At 41.5% G+C, this 20796-nt stretch carries 19 protein-coding genes and 2 pseudogenes; 3 read left to right on the forward strand and 18 right to left on the reverse strand.

Annotation, left to right across the window (positions count from 1 at the left end; genetic code table 11):
- Positions 1 to 118: 118 nt before the first annotated feature.
- The 3 genes and pseudogenes from WBS51_RS14620 to WBS51_RS14630 form a co-directional block, all read right to left on the reverse strand.
- A pseudogene (locus WBS51_RS14620) lies at positions 119 to 367 on the reverse strand (integrase DNA-binding domain-containing protein); the annotation flags it as partial.
- A 41-nt stretch (positions 368 to 408) separates the two neighbouring features.
- Positions 409 to 591, reverse strand: a complete 183-nt coding sequence (locus WBS51_RS14625) for a hypothetical protein (RefSeq protein ID WP_302164156.1) — start codon at positions 589 to 591, stop codon at positions 409 to 411.
- An 88-nt stretch (positions 592 to 679) separates the two neighbouring features.
- Positions 680 to 889: a DUF6462 family protein gene (locus WBS51_RS14630; protein ID WP_340273490.1), complete on the reverse strand. Its 210-nt coding sequence runs from the start codon at positions 887 to 889 to the stop codon at positions 680 to 682.
- 870 nt (positions 890 to 1759) lie between these two features.
- Here WBS51_RS14630 and WBS51_RS15275 point away from each other — a divergent pair.
- From WBS51_RS15275 to WBS51_RS14640, 3 genes and pseudogenes are all read left to right on the forward strand, one after another.
- A pseudogene (locus WBS51_RS15275) lies at positions 1760 to 2047 on the forward strand (DUF6431 domain-containing protein); the annotation flags it as partial.
- Between the two features lie 30 nt (positions 2048 to 2077).
- The gene (locus WBS51_RS14635) at positions 2078 to 2200 is read left to right on the forward strand and encodes a hypothetical protein (protein WP_340273492.1); all 123 of its coding nucleotides are present in this window, start codon (positions 2078 to 2080) and stop codon (positions 2198 to 2200) included.
- A 143-nt stretch (positions 2201 to 2343) separates the two neighbouring features.
- Positions 2344 to 2604 (forward strand): hypothetical protein, encoded by a 261-nt coding sequence (locus tag WBS51_RS14640; protein WP_204614712.1) that lies wholly within the window; start codon positions 2344 to 2346, stop codon positions 2602 to 2604.
- A 117-nt stretch (positions 2605 to 2721) separates the two neighbouring features.
- On the opposite strand, the gene WBS51_RS14645 is transcribed toward WBS51_RS14640, so the two are convergent.
- The 15 genes from WBS51_RS14645 to WBS51_RS14715 all read right to left on the reverse strand — a co-directional run.
- Positions 2722 to 3408 carry a polysaccharide deacetylase family protein gene (locus WBS51_RS14645; protein WP_340273497.1) on the reverse strand — a complete coding sequence of 229 codons (687 nt, stop codon included), beginning with the start codon at positions 3406 to 3408 and terminating at the stop codon, positions 2722 to 2724.
- Positions 3409 to 3438: 30 nt separating this feature from the next.
- Complete coding sequence (locus WBS51_RS14650) at positions 3439 to 4476, reverse strand: alpha/beta hydrolase-fold protein (protein ID WP_342694145.1); 1038 nt, start codon at positions 4474 to 4476, stop codon at positions 3439 to 3441.
- A 51-nt stretch (positions 4477 to 4527) separates the two neighbouring features.
- The gene (locus WBS51_RS14655; protein ID WP_340273517.1) at positions 4528 to 5913 is read right to left on the reverse strand and encodes a glycosyl hydrolase family 28 protein; all 1386 of its coding nucleotides are present in this window, start codon (positions 5911 to 5913) and stop codon (positions 4528 to 4530) included.
- A 12-nt stretch (positions 5914 to 5925) separates the two neighbouring features.
- Positions 5926 to 8043, reverse strand: a complete 2118-nt coding sequence (locus WBS51_RS14660; RefSeq protein WP_342694146.1) for a glycoside hydrolase family 3 N-terminal domain-containing protein — start codon at positions 8041 to 8043, stop codon at positions 5926 to 5928.
- A gap of 110 nt (positions 8044 to 8153) precedes the next feature.
- Positions 8154 to 9230 (reverse strand): Gfo/Idh/MocA family protein, encoded by a 1077-nt coding sequence (locus WBS51_RS14665; protein ID WP_340273521.1) that lies wholly within the window; start codon positions 9228 to 9230, stop codon positions 8154 to 8156.
- A 31-nt stretch (positions 9231 to 9261) separates the two neighbouring features.
- A complete protein-coding gene (locus WBS51_RS14670; RefSeq protein ID WP_340273523.1) occupies positions 9262 to 10182 on the reverse strand; it encodes a sugar phosphate isomerase/epimerase family protein in 921 nt (306 codons plus the stop codon).
- Between the two features lie 18 nt (positions 10183 to 10200).
- Positions 10201 to 11079 (reverse strand): sugar phosphate isomerase/epimerase family protein, encoded by an 879-nt coding sequence (locus WBS51_RS14675; protein ID WP_340273525.1) that lies wholly within the window; start codon positions 11077 to 11079, stop codon positions 10201 to 10203.
- A 30-nt stretch (positions 11080 to 11109) separates the two neighbouring features.
- Positions 11110 to 12177 carry a Gfo/Idh/MocA family protein gene (locus tag WBS51_RS14680; RefSeq protein ID WP_055066831.1) on the reverse strand — a complete coding sequence of 356 codons (1068 nt, stop codon included), beginning with the start codon at positions 12175 to 12177 and terminating at the stop codon, positions 11110 to 11112.
- Positions 12178 to 12233: 56 nt separating this feature from the next.
- Positions 12234 to 13943, reverse strand: coding sequence for an extracellular solute-binding protein (locus WBS51_RS14685; RefSeq protein WP_342694147.1), 1710 nt, complete (start codon positions 13941 to 13943; stop codon positions 12234 to 12236).
- Positions 13944 to 13958: 15 nt separating this feature from the next.
- Positions 13959 to 14843, reverse strand: coding sequence for a carbohydrate ABC transporter permease (locus tag WBS51_RS14690; protein ID WP_340273535.1), 885 nt, complete (start codon positions 14841 to 14843; stop codon positions 13959 to 13961).
- Between the two features lie 12 nt (positions 14844 to 14855).
- Entirely contained in the window at positions 14856 to 15746 is an 891-nt protein-coding gene (locus tag WBS51_RS14695; protein ID WP_340273537.1) for an ABC transporter permease, read from the reverse strand.
- An 18-nt stretch (positions 15747 to 15764) separates the two neighbouring features.
- On the reverse strand, positions 15765 to 16829 hold the full coding sequence (locus tag WBS51_RS14700) for a response regulator transcription factor (RefSeq protein WP_342694148.1): 1065 nt from the start codon (positions 16827 to 16829) through the stop codon (positions 15765 to 15767).
- 14 nt (positions 16830 to 16843) lie between these two features.
- Positions 16844 to 18619 carry a sensor histidine kinase gene (locus WBS51_RS14705; protein ID WP_342694149.1) on the reverse strand — a complete coding sequence of 592 codons (1776 nt, stop codon included), beginning with the start codon at positions 18617 to 18619 and terminating at the stop codon, positions 16844 to 16846.
- Between the two features lie 655 nt (positions 18620 to 19274).
- Positions 19275 to 20078 carry an ExeA family protein gene (locus tag WBS51_RS14710; RefSeq protein ID WP_217218428.1) on the reverse strand — a complete coding sequence of 268 codons (804 nt, stop codon included), beginning with the start codon at positions 20076 to 20078 and terminating at the stop codon, positions 19275 to 19277.
- 2 nt (positions 20079 to 20080) lie between these two features.
- Positions 20081 to 20796: DDE-type integrase/transposase/recombinase (locus WBS51_RS14715; RefSeq protein WP_342694150.1), on the reverse strand; the 716-nt coding region annotated here is incomplete at its 5' end.

A 20796-nucleotide genomic window follows, 5' to 3' on the forward strand; every position in this document is an offset into this window, starting at 1 on the left:
GGACGCTCACTTTGTTCAATTAGGTCAAATCGAAAATGGTGTAAACGAAGGGGCAGTTCACTGGAATGCCAAAACTGCTTTTTCGTTTACCCCATCATCGATTCTAACCTAAAGAATTTGTAGAGATATAACGGTCAAATGTCTCATTCAAAGTTGCTTTCCCTGATACATAAATATCGAGACCGTCCAACTGATCCTTTAACAGATTTTCTTCCTTTTCTCTTAATTGTGTAAGATCATTTGCGTAAATAAATTTTCGTCTGCCAAGCGGATCCGTATAAGTATACATATACCGCTTATCCGACGCTCTCTGTACCTCTCCTTTTCTTAACGACCTTCCCCGCAGATCTTTTCTTGTCTTTGCCATGTTGTTTTCCTCCTCCCAAAACGAAAGAAGGACTCATTGATTTATTCCTGCTTAGAGATAAAAGCCTCCACTCCACGTAAAACAACATCTGTAGTGGTCATATTATGTTTTTCGGCGTATGCAAGCAGCTGCGAATATAACTGGTCAGACACACGAATACTCAAAACTTTCTTCTTAGTGTTTTCAGACTTTGGTCTTCCCATCTTAGTCATAGCTGCATTCATACCTCCTATGATTCACATTATACTTTTTGTATGACAAAATGTCAACAGGCAGCAATCTTCTCTGAGTCCTTTTTCGCACTGTAAATAATTAATATTCTCTAAATGTTTCAAGATACTTTTCAAAGATCTCACAGTTCACTAAGACAACTTTATCAATTTTATATGTCGCCTTAGCCTCTTTTGCTAATGCCTGGAATTTTGTCAATCCAAGACTGTATTTTTCAGCGCCTTCCTGATATCTCACAAACTTCTTTTCGCAGCGCCTCGTTGCTTCAACATCTTTTCTGGCGAACCCCATAGTAAAAAGCCCCTTTCCATAGATTAGATGGGGAATAGTATTATTCCCTTCACTATCCCATAGGAAAGAGACTCATTTTACAAGTTCATTTTTATTTCTATAATACAACTTTTCTATCGTTTATATATGGGGATTTTACTGACCTTCTACCATCTTTATTTTTTACATTCTCCATTCATCACTGAATCAAATAACCCTTGCGTTCGTTGTAAATTTGGTATATTCTTATTGTGAAATATTAATGGTGACTTCCATTTGTAACCCGATAGACTTGCGCCAAATAAGGAGGTAATGTCATGAACAAGGTTAGCGACGAAGTCATCATAGCTGCTATCAAAGCAGTTGAGACTATAATCCTTGCTATAATAAAAAGTAAGGCTGAGTCTTAATATTATTTCTACGACGCATGATTGATAATCATGCGTCAATTTGTTTAATCTTGATATTCTATATCCCAAGATATTGATAGTTCATAACCTTCTCCGTCTTTCTTCTTCCTATACCTTTCCACACGTATAAGCAAATTATCATTATATATTCTTTTTTCTTTCAAAACAGTATCATCCATATTTGTTTCTTTTTCTATAAAAAGTTGTTCACATCCAATATATTGTACATCTACTGTTACACTTGTACCAATTATCGTGTTATTCGTAACTTTACCTGCTCCAAATCCCTCTCAAATTCTGCAAATTAAAAGAAGGTACAGCACAAATTATTCTGATGCATGATACGTCAGATTGTTTTATCCTGTACCTTCTGTTATTATAACCAAGTTACTTATAAACAAAGAAGCAGGAACCTCCCCGACCAAAGTTTGGTTTCCTGCCTCAATCACCAACATAGGAAAACCTATGTTCAAGCAAGGCTATGATAACCCTATTCGTCGAAAAAAACAATCCTCTTACGCCAAATTTCTATAATGATGTGATAAATAACCTCCAGTTTCACAAGCTCACCTGCCCTTGTGGACATTCGGGTTGCCTGTCTATTCATGGTTATTATCAGCGTTCAGTCAAATCTTCTTCCGGCAAACTCGTTTTTAACATCTGCCGGGTTAAATGCGAATGTTGTGGTCATACCCACGCCATCCTTTTATCTTCAATGGTTCCTTATTCTCAGGTCTCCATCTCTGATCAGATATCTATTATTAATAACTATCTAAATAACCTTCCTCAGGAGTTTGTAATGAATGCTACGCCTTCTATTGATGAAAGCTGCTTTCGCCATGTCATCAGAGCCTATCGTAAATACTGGCATGAGAAACTGCTCTCTGACGCATCAGCCTTACTCCTGTCTGCCAGCTTATAAAATCCTGTTTTGCACACTTTTCGTATCAGTTTATGCAGATAAAAAATACGGTAAATATTCTCTTCTTAAATACCACATAACCTTACACGACCTTTGCTCAATTCCTCCTTATACTAAAGAAAAAAACAAAGGAGGACCCTCTAATGGATCAGGAAAAGAAGAATGCAATCGCTTTAATGCGTTATTCAGTGATTGCTCCACTCATTACCGGGCTGGCTGATGACTATAATTCTCTGTCAGCTTTCTTTAATAATACCTCTGTAAAGGGAGTTATGCATCCGGATGGCTCCATAAAGCATTATGCACCAGGTACTATTGAACGTTGGTATGCTGCTTACAAAAAGGAATCGCAGGACGCCACCCTGTCAGAGATTCTTCTGCAGCATTCGGTAACGAAATCCTAGAGTATACAATGAAAACATTAATCTCTGGCATTGAAAAAGAGTACAAAGAAATAAAAGACAGACAGAACTAAAAAAAATCTCCATTGGCTGACAAAACCAATGGAGATTTTTTATTTTTTAAAGCAATACCTGAGAATTGGTTCCGTAAAAGATATCATCATGAAAAGCCAGCTTCTTCAAAATGGACTCCATATATTCCCAATTATCATCTACATCAAATTCATAGCTGTGTCCCCAGATATATAACAACTGTGGTTCATCCGTATCCATATTTAAAAAGCGGTCAATCCCACTCATAATATCTGAATCTGCATGATGGAAGCTAGGCTTGAACCTCAGCAGGTCGGATTGTAAAGCAAAACCATGTGTATCTTTCGGAGTTCTTGCATACTGTATTCCGCATTCCTTTAATATTCTGAATGCTGATTCATCATAAGTGCCAAAGGGGAACACGAATCCTGCTATTTTCTGTTCATAGAAGGCTTCAAGATTCCTGATATCTGTTGAAATTTCATTGTATACAGTTTCCTCGTCAAGTCCCTTCAGATTGGCATGGGTCAAGGTATGTGATGCAATTTCATGCCCTTTGTAAAGCTCCCTCATATCTTTCTGATTCATCCTGTGGATCACGATATTTCCCTGGGTAAATGTATCGGCTCTTGTCTGGATTCCACTATTCTGGTTAAAAGTTGCTTTCATTCCATATTTGTTAAACAATGCAATCAACCGTCTATCCTGTTCTACTCCGTCATCATAGCTAAAAGTGACCGCTTTCTTCTTACCATTCCACATAATAATTACCATACCTTTCCATAACCTGCAAACTTTTCTGTTTCATCGAAAAATCATCTGCGCAAAATCCGTAAAGCAAGGCCTCCACACATTCCAGTCATGCTCTCCGGGATAAATCCTTCTGATTTCATGAACGCCCTTTTCCCGGATAATTTCATCCTCTGCCAGAAACCTGGGAAGGAAGCTGTCCTTATCCCCTATACAGCGGAAAAATGTATGGAAATAGCTGTTAAACGCCGGATTATCCATTGCCTTTAAATGAGTCTGCCCATAAGGCTTTCTGTCAACTACATCCCTATCCGGGTCTCCTTCAATAAAATCCCTTAAAAAACCGGAGAAGATTCCGACTTCGCTGAACAGATCAGGGTGATCGCATACAGTCCGTGTTGTCTGTACAGAGCCCATAGACAATCCTGCCATGCCACGTTTTTCCTTGCATCCACCAAACTGATACTTTTTTTCTACCATCGGAATGATTTCTTCTACCAGCATCCGTTCCAGCAGAACATGGTTTAATCTCTCTTCTAAACCAAACTTTTCTTTTACCATGCCATCGCACATGACAAGGGCAAATGGTTTTATTTTTCCCATTTCAATCAAATTATCAAGTATGATATTTGCTTTCCCTGTTGTTGTCCAGGAAATCTCGCACTCACCGAATCCATGCTGCAGATACAGGACAGGAAGCCCCGCAGACGGTACACATGGCGGAAGATAAACAATAAACCGTTCCCAGTTATTGGAAATACCTGACATATAAAATTCGTGTACCAGTGTTCCATGTGGAATATCCCGTATTTCCGTCAGCTCATTTCCATCCGGCAGTTCAATATAATTATATAAATAGCAGTATCCATGCCCGATGGGCAGTTCAGGAAGCAGAACCTCCTGTCCGTCCACGCAGATCTGTACATAATTCACTGCTGTGGAGAACGGAAGCTCCAGAATCCATTTTTTCCCATCTTTTGTAAATGGATATGTTTTCTCCCCCAGTTTCATAGAAATCTCTTTTGCATTTTCACAGTCCAGCTGTAAATAATTTTTTCCGTCTTTTTGGAAAAGCATGTTGCTTTGTTCCATAAATACCCTCCTTGCTGCAAGTAATAAAACCATCTCTATATGGTGATATTCTCAGAATTTCATCTGTCTGCATGTTCTGACACCATTGACATAAATGTCATTTGCCAGTTCTGTAACAAGCCGCATATCCTGCCAGGTTTCACACTTATTCCCCATAAAAGTAATGTTGTCAAAATGGACATCATGGACACGTACTTCTTCTGTCGGTGTCTGATACCCCCGGATCATGGAGACCGGGATATCTCCGTTCAGCACCTGGATATTATCAAAATAGATATCATTAATCTCTCCTTTGGCAAGCTGTTCCGTATATCTGCAAAGCAGAACCTTAATATCGAACAGTTTCTGTTCTGCCTGCTCTACTCTGATATTTTTATAATGTATATCATGAACATGGCCGCCATCTGCCTGATGGATGGAAATCGCCGCACCACCCATGTTTCCTTCATACTGGCAGTGTATAATATCACAATCCTCAAATACCAGGTCGTGGATTTCGCTCTGGAGGGCATAACCAAGCTCTATGGCATTACCGGGTTCTGCATTCCAGATCACGTTATTGTGAACACGCACTTTTGTTACGTCACGTACCGTTGACGGATCTTCAAACAATCTTTGGGATTTGATGCAGATACTGTCGTCTGTGGAACGGATAAAGCAATTTTTTACCTCTACATCCTGGCTGCTCGTAATATCAATACCGTCTCCCGTTACAATCCTCGACATAATATTCATATCATCAATTACAACATGGTCACACGCCGCAGGAACTACATGCCAGGAAGGTCCGTCTACAGCAGTAAAGCCTTTTAAGAGTACATTATTACACCACTTGGCATAGATAAAGAAACGGTGTGCATTACTGTCCGGCAGATGCCAGCAGGCTCCGTTGATAATTCCGTTTCCTACAATGGAAATATTGTCACAATGGTCTGCGTATACACACCCTGATACAACAGCACCTTCCTCTATGTAAACCGTATCATTGGACTTTAAGGTAAGAACTCCTACATTATATACCTTGCCCTTTTCAAAGCAGATGGTGGTATCTGCCGGCTTCTCAATCCTGTGCGAGCAAAGCACAAACAATGCATCATGAAGACCACCATCTGTCTCTACAGTAAACTTTCTCGGTTTATCAAGATGGATATGGACTGTTTCTCCTTTTACAGAAGGAACTATGCCAAAGCTGGACGGACGGATTTCAAGTTTTTCATATGGTGTATGGATTGAAATCTCCAGATCATACGCTTCGTTATCTACTACTACAACATAGTCAAACGAATCTGTATGGTATACCACACGCTCTGTTCCATTGCAGGTAACACTGTATTTTGCTGATTTTTCCAATTCATCTACGGAGTTTAAAATAAATCTCGGTTCCTTGACCGGGTCCGGATTAGGATAATAAATCAAATCATTTTCAAAATCCTTCATGCCTCTTTTCTCCTATGCTTGTATAATGTTCTCAGAAACAAGGTGGTCACTACTGTTTCCAATACTGATACGCAGTTTCATTCCGCTGCTGACGGTTTCCATGTTTTTGCCATAATATGAGAATTCTTCCTGGTCAATAAAGAAATCTACATCCTTCTTCTCCCCCGGCTCCAGGAAAACCTTCTGAAAACGGACAAGCTCTTTCTTTGGACGTACTACAGATGCATATAATGTTTCATAATAACACTGGACTACTTCTGCTCCCCCAACATTCCCTGTATTGCGCACATTACAATGTACATGTACTTTTTTATCCTGTCCTATCTGCACATCAATGTCCGAAATATCAAACTCTGTATAGGACAGTCCATAACCGAATGGATATAACGGCGTATTGGGGATATCCATATATCTGCTGGTGAAACGGTTTTCTGAATTATCTTCTGTAAGTATATGTCCGGTTTTTACATCCCAGTAGCTTATGGGCACCTGTCCCACACACCATGGGATACTCACAGATAATTTGCCGGAAGGGTTTATTCTGCCATACACAATATCTATGATTGCTTCAGCTCCCATAGTTCCTGGTCTCCAGGCCATAATGACAGCCTTGGATTTTTCTGATATCCTCCGCAGATCCAATGGTCTTCCTGCAATTACCACAGTCACGATATTACTTGTACGTTCTGCTATTTTTTCAAATAACACCTGCTGCTCTTCCGGCAAAGTCAGGAATGCCCTGCTGGCAGCCTCTCCTGACTGGGATTCATGTTCACCCAGTACACATACGACCGTATCTTCATGGGTTATCGTTTCCAGCCACTGCTCATCCCCTGGCTTGTCAGACAATTCCTGTTCCACCTGCCATACCTTACACTCTGCATCAGAAAGAATATTGCATCCAGTAATACATTCTGCTTCTATCTGCTTTTTTTGTAAAACATCTTCTATTGTTTCAACTGCCTCATGTTCTCCAAAAATTGACCAGCGGCTTAATAATTCTCTTGATTCTGTATAGGGTCCTGCCCAAATAACTTTCTTCTTCTTGCTTAATGGAAGTATCTTATCATTTTTCAAAAGGACACAGCTTTCGCCTGCCAGCTGATATGCCTTTTCCCGGTTATACAGAGTCAGTTTTCCACTCTTTCCGAGACCGGCAAACGGATTTTCAAAAAGCCCCAGCTGATTTTTCATCATCAGGACCCTGAATGCACTTTCATCAACAAACGCTTCTGGAATTTTGCCACTTTCCACCAGTTTTTCAAGACACAGCATATAAGCAGGACTCATCATATCAATGTCTACACCGGCTTCTGAAGCCTGGATTGCTGCTTCTTCCATATCAGCTGCCACTCCCTGTTCTTCCAGCTGGCCTATGGAGCCCCAATCTGAAATTACAGTTCCCTCAAATCCTTCCTTATCCCGCAGAAGCCCTTTAAGAAGTTCCTTATTTCCACTTATCGGTTTACGGTCAATAGCATTAAAAGCTGTCATGACCATAGCAGGCTTTGCTTTTAATGCCATACGGAAAGGTTTTACATACTGCTCCAGAAATGTCCGCTGGGATATTTCAACATCATTATATTCCCTTCCCGCATTCACAGCCCCATAACCTGCAAAATGCTTCAGGCATGCCGCTATTCCGGTATCAGCTTTCTGCTGATAGCCATCTACCATTGCTTTTCCCATGATCCCGTTTACATATGGGTCTTCTCCAAAGGATTCCATCATCCTTCCCCATCTGGGATCTCTTGAAACATCAATCATAGGAGAAAATGTTGCCCTTAGCCCTTCTGAAGATGCCTCCGAGGCAGCTATAGAAGCCGCCTCAGACACCAGTTCCGGATGAAATGAACACGCCTGCCCCAACGGAATCGGATAAATCGTCCGACATCCATGGATAACATCTGCCATAAAGAGAAGTGGAATATGATGGGGATGCTGTTCCATATATCTGCTCTGGATATCATAAATTTTATCTTTACCGATCACTCCAAGCACTGAACCGGCATATTGAATGATCCATTCCGGTGGTAACTGTTCGCCAACAACACCTGTGAGTACTGCCTCTTTATCGAAGTATACACCAGTGAGCTGCACCATCTGTCCTATTTTTTCCTGTAATGACATTTCTGACAGCAATTGCTGTAATTCATGTATTTCCATAAATACTCCTTATGTTCAATCCGTTTATTTCTAATGTTCATTTCTCCAAAGATCAGCCCGAAGCATCTAGTATTTTACTCAAAGTAGATTGTCCTGCCACTTTCTGCAGACTGGTAGATTGCTTCCAGAATACGTGTGACAACTGCAGCCTGTGCAGGCTTCACAACCTGTTCTGCCCCATCAACAACAATGTGGTAAAACAATTCCTGTTCATAGTCTGCTGCTGACTTTTCTTTTCCTGAGAAAAATGCTACTCCACCGCTTGATAATTCCGGTTTCTCTACTACCTGTGTGTTATGGTGGATGTAATTGATCCTAAGACCGTCTTTCATATCAGCTCCGGCTTTTGTACCACACAGGCTTGTTTTTGCCTCATCAACCTCCAGTGTGTTCAGTGCCCAGGCTGATTCCAGTTCGATCACTGCCCCATTTTTCATACGGATAAAGCCAAAAGCAGAATCTTCTACACAGAACTTATCCGGATCCCAGTTACCAAATGCATTTCCCTGGTCTGTCTGATCAGACAGCTTGTGGAATGAAGCTCCCGTAACAGACTGCACTTCATAATTATCCATCATCCATAATGTCAGATCCAGTGCATGTGTACCAATATCGATCAGAGGACCGCCGCCCTGTTCTTCTTCATTCAGGAACACACCCCAGGTCGGAACAGCTCTTCTTCTGAGTGCATGTGCTTTGGCAAAATAGATTTCTCCCAATTCATCACTTTTGCACATTTCCTTCAGATACAGTGAATCTGTACGATAACGGTTCTGATATGCTATGTTGAGAACTCTGTGTGTTCTTTCAGCAGTTTCGACCATCTTCTGTGCTTCTGCATAATTTTTTGCCATTGGCTTCTCACACATGACATCTCTTCCTGCCTCCATTGCTGCTATAGAGATTTCTGCATGGGAACGGTTTGGGGTAGTTACATATACAACATCCAGATCTTCTTTTAGAAGTTCACGGTAATCTTCAAATACTTTTGCATCTTCTGTGCCAAATTTTTCTTTTGTCTCCTGCGCACGCTCTATGATGATGTCACAAAAAGCCACCACCTCATAGAGACCACTTTGCTGCATAGCCGGGAGATGTTTTCCGTTAGCAATCCCGCCACAGCCTACGATTCCTGCTCTTAATTTTCTCATGGTATTTCCTCCTTATTTGCACTTTTCTGTGTTATATAACATATTTCTCCAGATATCTTTTACTGAGAATTAAAGACTTTTCCACCTTTTCCTTGAAATCCTCAAATGCTTTATCTTCTATTTCGATACATGTACAGCCATCATATCCTATATCAGTAAGTGCTGACACGTATTTTCCCCAGTCCACATCGCCAAGTCCCGGAATCTTAGGTGACATATATTCCAGCGGATAAGCCATGATGCCACAGGACTCTAATTTATCCCTGTATATCTTGATATCCTTGTAATGAACATGGAATATTTTATCCTTAAATTCATAAAGCGGGCGGATATAGTCGATCATCTGCCAGATAAAGTGGGATGGATCGTAATTAATGCCAAGATTATCACTGTCCAGGATCTTGAAGACCTCTCTCCAGATTGGCGGAGTTGTCATCAGATTCTGTCCTCCGGGCCACTGTTCCTCACCAAAAAGCATCGGGCAGTTTTCAATTGCTATTTTTACGTCACATACCTCTGCCAGTTTTATGATTGGTGGCCATATTTCTTTTACAAGTTCAAGATTTTCCCGTACATTTTTGGTCTGATCCCTTCCGATAAATGTTGTGACCATGCCAACACCTAACTTTTTACTTGCACGTATGACATTCTTCAGATGTTCAATAGCAGCATTTCTTTTCTCTTTATCTGCCGTCATTACGTTAGGATAATATGCCAGTGCAGAGATTTCTACTCCTGCTTTTTCTGCATATGCCATAATATGGGCTGCATATTCATCATCCTGGTTTACCCGTTCTGCATCTATATGGCTTACACCCGCATATCTTCTTTCTGCTTTTTCTTCTGGCCAGCATGCCACTTCCACACATTCAAATCCCTGCTCTGAAGCAAAATCCATCATTTGTTCATAAGTCCATCCGTCAAGGATTGATGTAATAAACCCAAGTTTCATAGAAAAATCCTCCTGTATCTATTTTGCCCATGGAGTTGGTGTAAAATCTCCACCCCTGCACCATTTCAGATAATTCAGTGCATGAAGCTGTCCGGTCATCTCCAGTTCTCCGGAATATACAGGATCATGGTATCCCTCAATGCAGATATCGTCCTCATATCCGTTACTTCTTAAAATAGAAATGATATCTCTCCAGTTCGTGTCACCAAAGCCCGGCATACGATGCCATACAAATGGGACTGCGCCTGATATGCCACTATGTCTTACAGCATCCCAGTCTATTGTTGCATCTTTTCCATGTATATGTACTATTTTTTTGCACCATTTTCTCAGCTCTGTTACCGGATCGATAAGCTGTACCATCTGATGTGTCGGCTCCCATTCCAGTCCGAAGTTATCATTCTTTACTTCCTCAAACATCACTTCCCATGCTTTAGGGTTAAAACCGATATTACATGTCGCATGTTCCCATGTTCCATCCATAAGGCAATTCTCAATTCCCAGCTTCACTCCCTTTTCTTCTGCAAGATCAGCCAGTTCCCGGAATACCTTGCCAAACTCTTCATATGCGGATTCTACCGGCTTTCCTTCCCACGCTCCTGCAAAAGTACTCACATGTGTAGCTCCGAATTTTCCGGCAGTGCAGATTACATTTTCCAGTGTTTTCCTATGCTCTGCATACTGGATAGGATTGCAATAGTATCCAACTGTCGTGATTTTGGAATCCGTACCTGCCAACAGTTTTTCCGTGCTCAATGCCAGCTTATCAAGGTCAGTCCCTTCCAGTGACATATGGAAATTAAGAGAAAATGTCTCAAATCCGTTTCCAATAAATCCCTTTAACCATTCTTCTGCCTTAGCTCCAGGAACGCACGTTCCTATTTTTATCTGTTTCATACTTATTTTCTCCTGTTCCTTCATAAATACTTATGATTCATACTGTCTATAATCAATCACCTGGTTTGTTTCTGCTGATTGGAAAATAGCTTCCATTAGTTTCATTACACGCATCACCTGGAAGAGCTTAATCTCCGGCTCTGCCCCATCTCTTATAACTGCTGCTACATTCCTATGGAAATCCGCAATATCTCCGGACACATGTGGCAGCTCTTCTTTCACGATTGTATCTTCCCGTCTCGGAGCCATGGTTTTGGTCAGACCTGCTGCTGTCTTTACCGGCACTACTTTCTCTTCGGTTATGCCTGTTTTCCGTATGATCTCACCATTTAACTGCCAGTCCCTGATTACCGCAGTACCATCTTCACCCAGTACATACCATCTTGGCAGGGAAATATAATTATTGGTACCTACTTCAACTAAGACTTCCGTTCCGCCTTCAAATGTCAGGATTGTGGTGAACCCATCATCCACTTCCTGATTGGTAATATGGGTAAGTGATGCATATACAGTTTCAATTTTTCTATCTCCGTAAAGATACAGAATCTGATCCAGCAAATGTACACCCCAGTCAAGAACCATTCCGCCACCATGTATTTTTTCTTTTCTCCAGTCGCCCGGAATACCCCTTGAACCATGCACACGGCTTTCTATCCGGAAGACATGCCCCAGCTTCTGCTCCTCTACAAGCTTTCGTATGATCAGGAAATCATCATCCCAGCGCCTGTTCTGGTGTACTGTCAGGAACTTTCCGGTTTCTTTGGCAACATTTTCCATCTCCTGAAGATCAGAAGATGACAGAGTCACCGGTTTCTCTGATATCACGTTTTTCCCCGCATGCATAGCACGGATTGCAATCGGCTTATGGCAGTCATTTGGAGTGGCAATCAGCACGACATCAATATCCGGGTCTGATAACATTTCCTCTTCCGAGCCATACACAGAAAAACCTTTTTCTTTTGCTTCTATTCTCTTTTCTTCCTTGATATCATAGATACCACCAATTTCAATTTCCGGTACATTTGACAGGATTTCTGTATGCCATCTACCCATTCCACCATATCCTATCAGTCCGTAGATTACTTTGTTTTCCCGCATTTTATACCTCCAATTAAGGAGCAGCGGCTAATGAACACCATCAGCCGCTGTCTCTTTTACTTACTTAATTCATCGTTGATTTCTTTGAGAATCTGATCACCACCCTGATTCTTCCAGTTTTTAACGAAAGTATCGAATTCGCTGATATCTGCTTTTCCCATAATGATCTTTGCAAATGTTTCTTCTTCCATTTTTTGCAGGTTAGCCCATTTTGCCTGCATGGTTTCTGTCTGACCGCTATATGCATTGTAAACCGGTATATATTTATCATTTACATAGGGAGCTCCTCCAACCAGAAGTGACACAAGTCTCGGAAGATTAGTTTTTGCAAGGTCACTGTCCAGATTCCATTTATCCAGGCTGAAATCATCATAAGGTTCTTTTTTCAGTTTTTTAACTGCTTCCATATCACTCTTTAACAATTTGTGCTGTGAGAAATCGACATCATCCATTGTAATCTCTCCTGCAAGATATTTTTCAAGAGTCTCCGTGGATACTTCAATCTCATCTGCATTGTCGTAGCCATTCCATAACGGATAAAAATCCGCACAACTCATTTCTGAGGAGGTAATGCCATCGTCTGTCCACTGTTGTTCATGAGCAACCAGATAGCTAATAATCTTAAATGCAGCTTCCGGATTCTTACAGCTCTTACTTACTACTACATATTTACTTGTAGGATCCGGCATATGGGTATAATAATTCCCGTCCTCAGACAGTGGTGTAAAATATGCTCTCCAATCTGCTTCGCCTGCCAGTGTAGCATCTCCCACCGTATAACCACTCCACCAAGGTCCAAAGAAAATTCCTACCTTTCCAGACAAAACAGCTTCCTGACAATTGCTTCTAACAAGCATTTCCGGATCAATCAGTTTATCTGTATATAATTTCTGGATTTTTTCCAGAGCTGTTCTGGTCTCCGGCTGAATTGAACCATATTTTACAGTTCCATCCTCATCCTGCAGCCAGTACTGTGGATAAGACTGGAAGCTGCAGAACAACGGATCCAGTCCAAACTGGTTATCTCCGATATCATTTATATGATTGGAATTACCTGGTCCAAGAATTCCAATGGTATCATCTTCTCCGTTACCATCCGGATCCTGGGTCACGAATGCCTCTGCTACTGCTGCCATTTCATCCCAGGTTCTTGGTACCTCCAGTCCAAGATTATCCAGCCAGTCCTGACGGATCCACATTTCGTTCATTTCTCCTACCATCATACTCGGAGCCGGGATTGCCATCATTTCTCCCTTATCATTCGTGATACATTTTTTCAGCTCTTCCCCACCGGATTCCACAAATCCTTTCAGCTTATCTGAAGCATAGTCTTCAAAATACTGATCCAGCGGCTGAATCATGTCATATTTCAGAAGTGCCCTGTACTGTGTCGCATTGACATTCATCATCTCCGGAATCGTACCACTTCCGATACACAGGTTCATTTTCTCATCATAGTCAGATGAGGATGCAATCCAGTCATATACGACCTCGATATTAAGATCATCCTTCAAAAAGCGTGTATAGGAGTTATCTTCATAGCTCATTCCGTCAGGAATCTTCGCATTTGGATTCATTGAACCGCCCAGATGGACAGTTACTGTCTCTGCATATTTTGAAAATGGGAGATCTTCCTTGGCTGTTCCTTCTGCCTCACCTACTGCTGTTTTCTGTGTGTTTTCTTCTGATGTTTTGCCGCATCCTGCCAGCGCAGTCGCAACCAGTGCCGTTGCACTTACAAGTGCGATAATCTGTTTCTGCTTCATACTTTTCCTCCTTTTTTATCCTTTTACTGATCCAAGTGTAATACCATCTACAAAATATCTTTGCAGGAATGGATATACAATCAGTACCGGTATCATAGCTATAAATATCTTTGCTGAATCCAATGAGAGATTATTTAATTTTATCGCCTGTGCGATCTGTTCTACGTTCATTGTAGAATAATCCAGTGTTACAACCATCTGCTGGATATAGGTCTGCAGTGGGTAACTGCTTTGTCTTGTACTCAGGACCATTCCCTGGAAGAATTCATTCCAGTACATGACCATGGTAAAAAGTGCAATGGTTGCCACCATCGGTTTTGCCAGCGGTATGTATATGGATATCAGATTCCTCCACGGTCCGCCGCCATCAACAAAACATGCTTCTTCCAGCTCTGATGGAAGATTTTTAAAAAAGTTCACTGCAAGGATTACATTAAACACCTGTAGTCCTGTTCCCAGCACCAGTCCCCAGATACTGTCCATCAGATGGTAGTTTCTCATAGTGATATACCATGGAACAGTACCACCATTGAACAACATACAAAATACGAGAATCCACATGAAGATTTCTTTATGGGGGAACTGCTTTTTCGTTCTTGACAATGGGAACGCTGCCATAAGAACACATACCATGCTGACAGCAGTACCCAGTACTACTCTTTTTATAGATATCAGGAACGAACCAAAAAATGCACCTTCTCCCAAAATCTTCTGGTAGGAGAGCAGATTGAAGCCAACCGGCCAGAAAGCAACTTTTCCTGCATTAACGGCTTCCTTGCTGCTCAAGGATACACAGAGGACATACCATACAGGCATAATACAGATCAACGCGACTATAACAAGGAACACCACATTCAAAACATCGAAAATCTTGGAGCCGAGGCTTTTGTTCTCAATCATAGATATCACCTCCTAAAACAGTTTATAACCGGTAAATTTATCTGCAAGCCAGTAACCCAGGGCAATCAGTATTACACTGATTACAGACTTGAATAATCCGACTGCTGTTGCCAGAGAATACTGCAGATTCTGTAAACCAGCCCTGTATACCCATGTATCAATAATATCTCCTGTTGAATATACCAATGGGTTATACAGATTATATATCTGGTCAAATCCTGCATTTAATATATTGCCAAGAGACAGGATAGCCAGAAGTGCTACTGTCGTCCTTATACCCGGCAGCGTCACATGCCATATCCTCTTAAACCTGCCGGCACCATCTACTGCTGCCGCTTCATACAATGATTTATCAACACCCAGGATAGCAGCAAGATAAACTACTGTATTATAACCGAACCCTTTCCAGATGTCCGTACCAATCACCAGCGGCTGGAACAGCTTTGCTTCCCCGAAGAAATTGACCGAATCGCCGCCAAACAGCTGTATCAGCTGATTTATCGGTCCTGTATAACCGAAAATGTTCAGCACGATCTTTGCAAGAATAACCCAGGACAGAAAATACGGTAAGTATACGATTGTCTGAATCGGACGCTTTAGTCTTTTCAATGCCAGTTCATTTAATAATAATGCAAAAATCAGCGGGAAAATAATATTTCCAATGATCTTACCCACAGCAATAGTGACTGTATTCCGCAAAACCTGCGCAATGTCACTCATCTGAAACATATACTCAAAATTAGCCAGACCAACAAATTTGGAATGCAGGATGCCCTGTCCCGGATTATAATCCTGAAAAGCCATCACGATTCCAAACATAGGCACGATACTGAAAAAGAACAGCCACAGGAAAGCCGGTACCAGCATTATGTAATAATGTTTCACAAACCTTTTAATGTACATGAGTAAACCTCCCTTCTTTTATAGACAGTTTATCCTGTAATCATATTTTTCACTAGACGATATTGTTTCTGATTTTACAGTCTTTTTTTTAACCCTGTTTGCATATTCTGTTGGTGTGCATCCATATTCTTTTGTAAACACTTTTGTAAAATAATAATAATTGTCATATCCCAGATCTGATGCAATCTGCGTGATATTTTCAGTTCCTTTTTCCATTTTACATGCCGCCGCATGCATTTTTCTGCTGATCACATAGTTATGAAATGTATCACCGGTCATTTCTTTAAATCTCGTGCTGAAATAGCTTCTGCTCATTCCAATCTCCGCTGCGGCATCTTCCGACTTCAGGTTATCTTCTATATGTTCTTCTATGTATAGGATAATCCTTGCAAAGATATAGATATCATTTGCTTTTTCTGTCTGCAGGCACATCCGGTACAGCTCATCCTTCCATTTTTTTACCCATGCCAGCATATCATTTACGGAGGATAGCGCCGGAAATTCATACTCTTCCCCTGTGATCTCCTGAATGCGGTGGAGGCTCTTTACAAAAATCCTTTCGGCAGTGCGAAGCTCCACTTCCCCTGTCATTTCACACAACCTGCCAAACTCGTTATCATCATATATCCATCTGGTGTTCATCCATGCATTTTCCAGCTCCTTGCGTAATCCGTGATCCTCCTGCCTTTTTTCCTTTTTTAACAGATTATCCTTATATTTTCTATCCACCCGATCCAGTATCTGGTCACAGTCATCCTCATCAAAGCTTATCTTAGATATGTAATCCAGTGCTCCCAGTCTCATGGCTTTCTGTGCATAACGGAAATCTTCATGTACTGAAAAGATCACAAATTTCACATCCGGATATTCTGTTCTGCATCTTTCCATCAGCTCAATCCCATCTATCTCCGGCATATCTATGTCCGTGAACACAACATCCACCATGTTATCCTTCAGAAATTCCAGTGCTTTACTCCCATTCTGGACATCGCCCACAACTTCAAATCCATATTTTTCCCAGTTCATTATGGATATCAAACCTTTCCTAGCCAGTTTATCATCATCAACAACTAATACTCTCATTCCCTCATACCCTCTTATTCTATACCAGTATCTGTCACTTTAGCTTTATCCCGTAACTCTTCCTGAACCGGGATTAGAATTGTAATCTTGGTTCCACATCCTTTTTTGCAATTTACGAACAGATTCGTCTGTCCTTCATAGAATGAATCCAGCATTGCCTTTACATACCGCAGACCAATCCCTCTGTTCCCATTCTGCATTTTCTGCAGATCATAATCAAAAGGTGCATTGATCTGATCAATCTCCTCTCTGGTCAGTCCGTTACCGCTGTCTGCTATGGTGATTGCCGCTAATCCCCGCCTATTATCTTCAAAGATCTGTATTGTTATTTTCTCATCCTTTCCAAGTCCATACTGTATCGCATTTTCCACCAGCGGCTGAAGCAGCATCCGCACCGTTGGCTGTTCCAGATAACTGCCTTCCTCCACATTCATTTCTATCACAAAATCATATCGCATCTGCTGGAGTGCGATATATTCTTTCACAATATCAATCTCTGTCCTGAGTGTTGTCTGCATTCCCTCTTTTCCCAGATTGTACGACAGCAGCTTCTTTAATCTCTGCACAAATTCCGTAATGTTATCCTGATGGCTCATCCTTGCCATCCACTGGATAGAGTTTAAAGTATTGAGCAGAAAATGTGGATTAATCTGGAACAGGAGCTTCTCATATTCTATCCGCTGGATATTTTTTTCTTTTTCCACAACGTTATCAATAAGATTCCTGATCTGGTCCTTCATCTTCTCCACTTCATGCATCAGGTCATCGAATTCCTTGATATCATACTCCTGCTTTACCATCTGTAGGGAGCCTCCTCCAATCTGAAGCAGCTGTTCCTGAAACTGATTGAGCGGCTTACATATTAACCGGTAGAGATAAATGACAGAGCCGGAGAAAACACAGAACGACACAAGGATGATAACTAGCAGCTTCAGCCTCCACATATTCATTTCTTTCTGATATGTATTCTCCGGCAGCGCAATGGCATTCGCATATCCTATCTCACTGCGGTATACCATGACCATATATCCTTCCTGGCTTGTCACCGCATACTCTTCTTTTTCCGGCAATTTGGACAGGAGCTGCTGCCCCCGGATAATCGCAGGGTTATTACTGTACTGCACAATACCATTCTCATCCAGTTCCATATAAGTATATGTCCAGTTTTCTTTGTTTAACCTTTCCGCAACACTCATATCCGGCTCTATCTCTGCATAAATATCCATTTTCTGCCTGTTGCTGAAGGAAACCCTCCGCTTTACCGATATCACCGGTCTTTCCCTGATCCCCAGGCAGGATGAATGCATAGCCTGGATTGTATTTCCAATATTTTCAGTTACATTAGGGATAGTCTGATATACTTGATCCAGATTCCTGACATTGATATTTCTGATCAATTCACTTTGCTCTTCCAGGTCATAATAAGTAACACCGAGCAGCTTTGTATTCACATATCCGAGCTTTACCAGTTCTTCTCTGAGTGATTTCTGTCCCATATACTTGTCAAAATTATCCTCAGCACTTAAATAAGACTCTACCACGTTTCCAATAAGTCCGCTAGGGCTCATCTGGTTGACAATACTGATCATGTCATAATAAGCACTATCCATCTCCCGCGTTATCTGTTCCAGATATATCTGCATGCTTTCCTGAATACTGTCATTCCGTATCATTCGGATTGTCATATATGACACAATCACCACTGCAAGGATACTTGACATCGTACTGATCAGCATAACAACCATCATCTTTTTCCTAAGTGTCTGTTTCCCTCTCTTTTCTCTTCCCATACCGGCTTCCCCACTCATATCTTGCACTATTTGTTATTTTAAAGCATACATACTTTTTATCGAATGTCAACTGTTTATGAAATGTCTTTTTTACTAAAAAGTCCATCATTATTATTCGTAGCAAAAAATATATTCCACGATACTGACCAACATGGAAAAGAGTAATCGAGATAACATCGATTGCTCTTTTTAAACTCATGTTGATTCCCTCTCTATAATAGAGGGTAATGTAATATACGATTGAAGATACAGATTATTCTTCCTTATTTTCTGGATGACATACTTACCAGCCTGCATTTCGATAAGAAACAAGAACCTGGGATGAAACAGTTTCAGTTACATCAATAGTTTCACGTATTTTTCCATGCACAGAATCTTCTACATCATTCCAGTAACTACCTTTTCCGAGTGAAAGATAGTGGAAAATGCGCGTATAACCGAATGTCAGTTTTCCCCGCTCATAAAAGTAATAAAGTAGTGCGGGAACTTTCCCGTTGTTATTCGGCAAATTAAACGCTGCCTTTTCCGTCAGATTAAAACGGGTCTTTCAGAGCACCTAACGATGGGATGAAGCATATATTTTTGGACGCTTCAGGCACGTTATTTTATGAGAAAAAACCATCATGCAGATTATCTTACATGATGGTTTCTAAAGCTATCCGAGTTCACAGTCATTGATTGCCTGCATGACGGCATCGGCGGTTATGATATTTAAATTTGAGCTGTTTCCAACCAACAGACTTGCATTACACAGTTTGTTGATCATACGTGGGGTCCCATTCGCTGCATTGAGGATTGCTTCCAGTGCATTGTCTTCGAATACCGTTTGTGTGCATCCGGCGCCATTCAGTTTGGCAGCAACATAGGAATGCCCTTCTGCTTTTGTCATGCCTTCCAGATTATAATTCATGACAATTCTCTGGCGGAAAGGTTCGTGGATGCTTAGACGCAGGGTGCTGTTGAGCTGTGGCAGACCGGAAAGAAGAACAACAGCCCGGTCTTTGGAATCCATTTCAAAGTTGAACAGCATTTTTAAGTCATTGAGTACAGCGTTTCCGATATAGTTCGCTTCATCTATGATGATGACAGGCGTCTGTCGTTTCTCAAGTACGAGACGGTTGATTTCATCCTGAATGATTTTGAAGTTATCGGTCTTGCGGAATGCAGGCTGGGCTCCAAGTTCAGCGGCAAGATTCCGGTAAAAATCATTTACAGTCAGGGTGGAAAGACTGGAATAAACTACTTTATAAAGGGAAGTATTCAGTCCCGAAGCCCAGTTCCTGACAGCGGTGGTCTTTCCTCTTCCGGCGCTTCCGGTCAGGAGGCCGAAGCCTTTTGTGGTAAGCAGGTAGTTCAGACGGAACAGAACCTCCTTGTATTCCTGTGTTTCTACGAGGACTTCCTTTGAGTTCTTTAGGAAAGGATTGAACTCCAATCCATATCTTGCAGTGTAATCCATAATCATTCGTCTCCTTTGCATAAGCGTACTTTTTCTCTTTTTATCAATGCGTTTTCGGTTTTATTGAGAAGCCGGATTGGTGTCAGCGTCCCGTCAGCTTCCACAATGAAGATTTCTTTCATATCCGGGGAATAGCGCAGGCGGATACGCTGCCGTGCAAAACGATAATCAACTTCGTATTCAATCTGGTCGATGACGATTACACTGTCAGCAGATACCCGGCGTTCAATCTCCAGAAGGAAATTTTGACGGATGTCTTCCTCAGAAAGTCTGCGGATCTGCTCCGGTTCCGAAAAGAAACGGTCCTGTGGGGACAGTCCACGGAGGGAAGAATGGGGGGATTGGTTGTATTGCTGGACAAAAGCGTACAGACTTCCCCTCAGTTCTTCCAGTGAATGGAAATCCCGCATATCAAGGGCTGCCATCCACTGATCCTTCATCGTCCGGAACCAGCGTTCAATCTTGGCTTTTCCGGTGGGAGTGTATGGCTGGCAGTAACTGAGTGTTGTACCGATTCTTGCGGCAAGGAGTTCCATCTGCCTGTTTTTGTAAGATTTACCATTGTCAAAGTTGAAAACTTTTGGGCGCCCATACTTTGCTATGGCTGATTTCATAACCGACATCAGGTTGATAAAGTTATCATGATAGAACACATCAATTCCGGTAATGAAGCGGCTGGCATCATCAATCAGGGCAATGATATAGATCCGGTGTTTTT

It is taken from the genome of Blautia acetica, assembly GCF_038739805.1.
Taxonomy (GTDB): Bacteria; Bacillota; Clostridia; order Lachnospirales; family Lachnospiraceae; genus Blautia.

Bases quoted from the DNA above. Each gene is read 5' to 3' on its own strand.
- WBS51_RS14645 (WP_340273497.1), bottom strand. From the start codon at position 3,408: ATGGTAATTATTATGTGGAATGGTAAGAAGAAAGCGGTCACTTTTAGC.
- WBS51_RS14710 (WP_217218428.1), bottom strand. From the start codon at position 20,078: ATGGATTACACTGCAAGATATGGATTGGAGTTCAATCCTTTCCTAAAG.
- WBS51_RS14705 (WP_342694149.1), bottom strand. From the start codon at position 18,619: ATGGGAAGAGAAAAGAGAGGGAAACAGACACTTAGGAAAAAGATGATG.
- WBS51_RS14640 (WP_204614712.1), top strand. From the start codon at position 2,344: ATGGATCAGGAAAAGAAGAATGCAATCGCTTTAATGCGTTATTCAGTG.
- WBS51_RS14625 (WP_302164156.1), bottom strand. From the start codon at position 591: ATGAATGCAGCTATGACTAAGATGGGAAGACCAAAGTCTGAAAACACT.
- WBS51_RS14670 (WP_340273523.1), bottom strand. From the start codon at position 10,182: ATGAAACTTGGGTTTATTACATCAATCCTTGACGGATGGACTTATGAA.
- WBS51_RS14665 (WP_340273521.1), bottom strand. From the start codon at position 9,230: ATGAGAAAATTAAGAGCAGGAATCGTAGGCTGTGGCGGGATTGCTAAC.
- WBS51_RS14695 (WP_340273537.1), bottom strand. From the start codon at position 15,746: ATGTACATTAAAAGGTTTGTGAAACATTATTACATAATGCTGGTACCG.
- WBS51_RS14655 (WP_340273517.1), bottom strand. From the start codon at position 5,913: ATGAAGGATTTTGAAAATGATTTGATTTATTATCCTAATCCGGACCCG.
- WBS51_RS14660 (WP_342694146.1), bottom strand. From the start codon at position 8,043: ATGTCATTACAGGAAAAAATAGGACAGATGGTGCAGCTCACTGGTGTA.
- WBS51_RS14675 (WP_340273525.1), bottom strand. From the start codon at position 11,079: ATGAAACAGATAAAAATAGGAACGTGCGTTCCTGGAGCTAAGGCAGAA.
- WBS51_RS14690 (WP_340273535.1), bottom strand. From the start codon at position 14,843: ATGATTGAGAACAAAAGCCTCGGCTCCAAGATTTTCGATGTTTTGAAT.
- WBS51_RS14630 (WP_340273490.1), bottom strand. From the start codon at position 889: ATGGGGTTCGCCAGAAAAGATGTTGAAGCAACGAGGCGCTGCGAAAAG.
- WBS51_RS14700 (WP_342694148.1), bottom strand. From the start codon at position 16,829: ATGAGAGTATTAGTTGTTGATGATGATAAACTGGCTAGGAAAGGTTTG.
- WBS51_RS14650 (WP_342694145.1), bottom strand. From the start codon at position 4,476: ATGGAACAAAGCAACATGCTTTTCCAAAAAGACGGAAAAAATTATTTA.
- WBS51_RS14680 (WP_055066831.1), bottom strand. From the start codon at position 12,177: ATGCGGGAAAACAAAGTAATCTACGGACTGATAGGATATGGTGGAATG.
- WBS51_RS14685 (WP_342694147.1), bottom strand. From the start codon at position 13,943: ATGAAGCAGAAACAGATTATCGCACTTGTAAGTGCAACGGCACTGGTT.
- WBS51_RS14635 (WP_340273492.1), top strand. From the start codon at position 2,078: ATGAATGCTACGCCTTCTATTGATGAAAGCTGCTTTCGCCATGTCATC.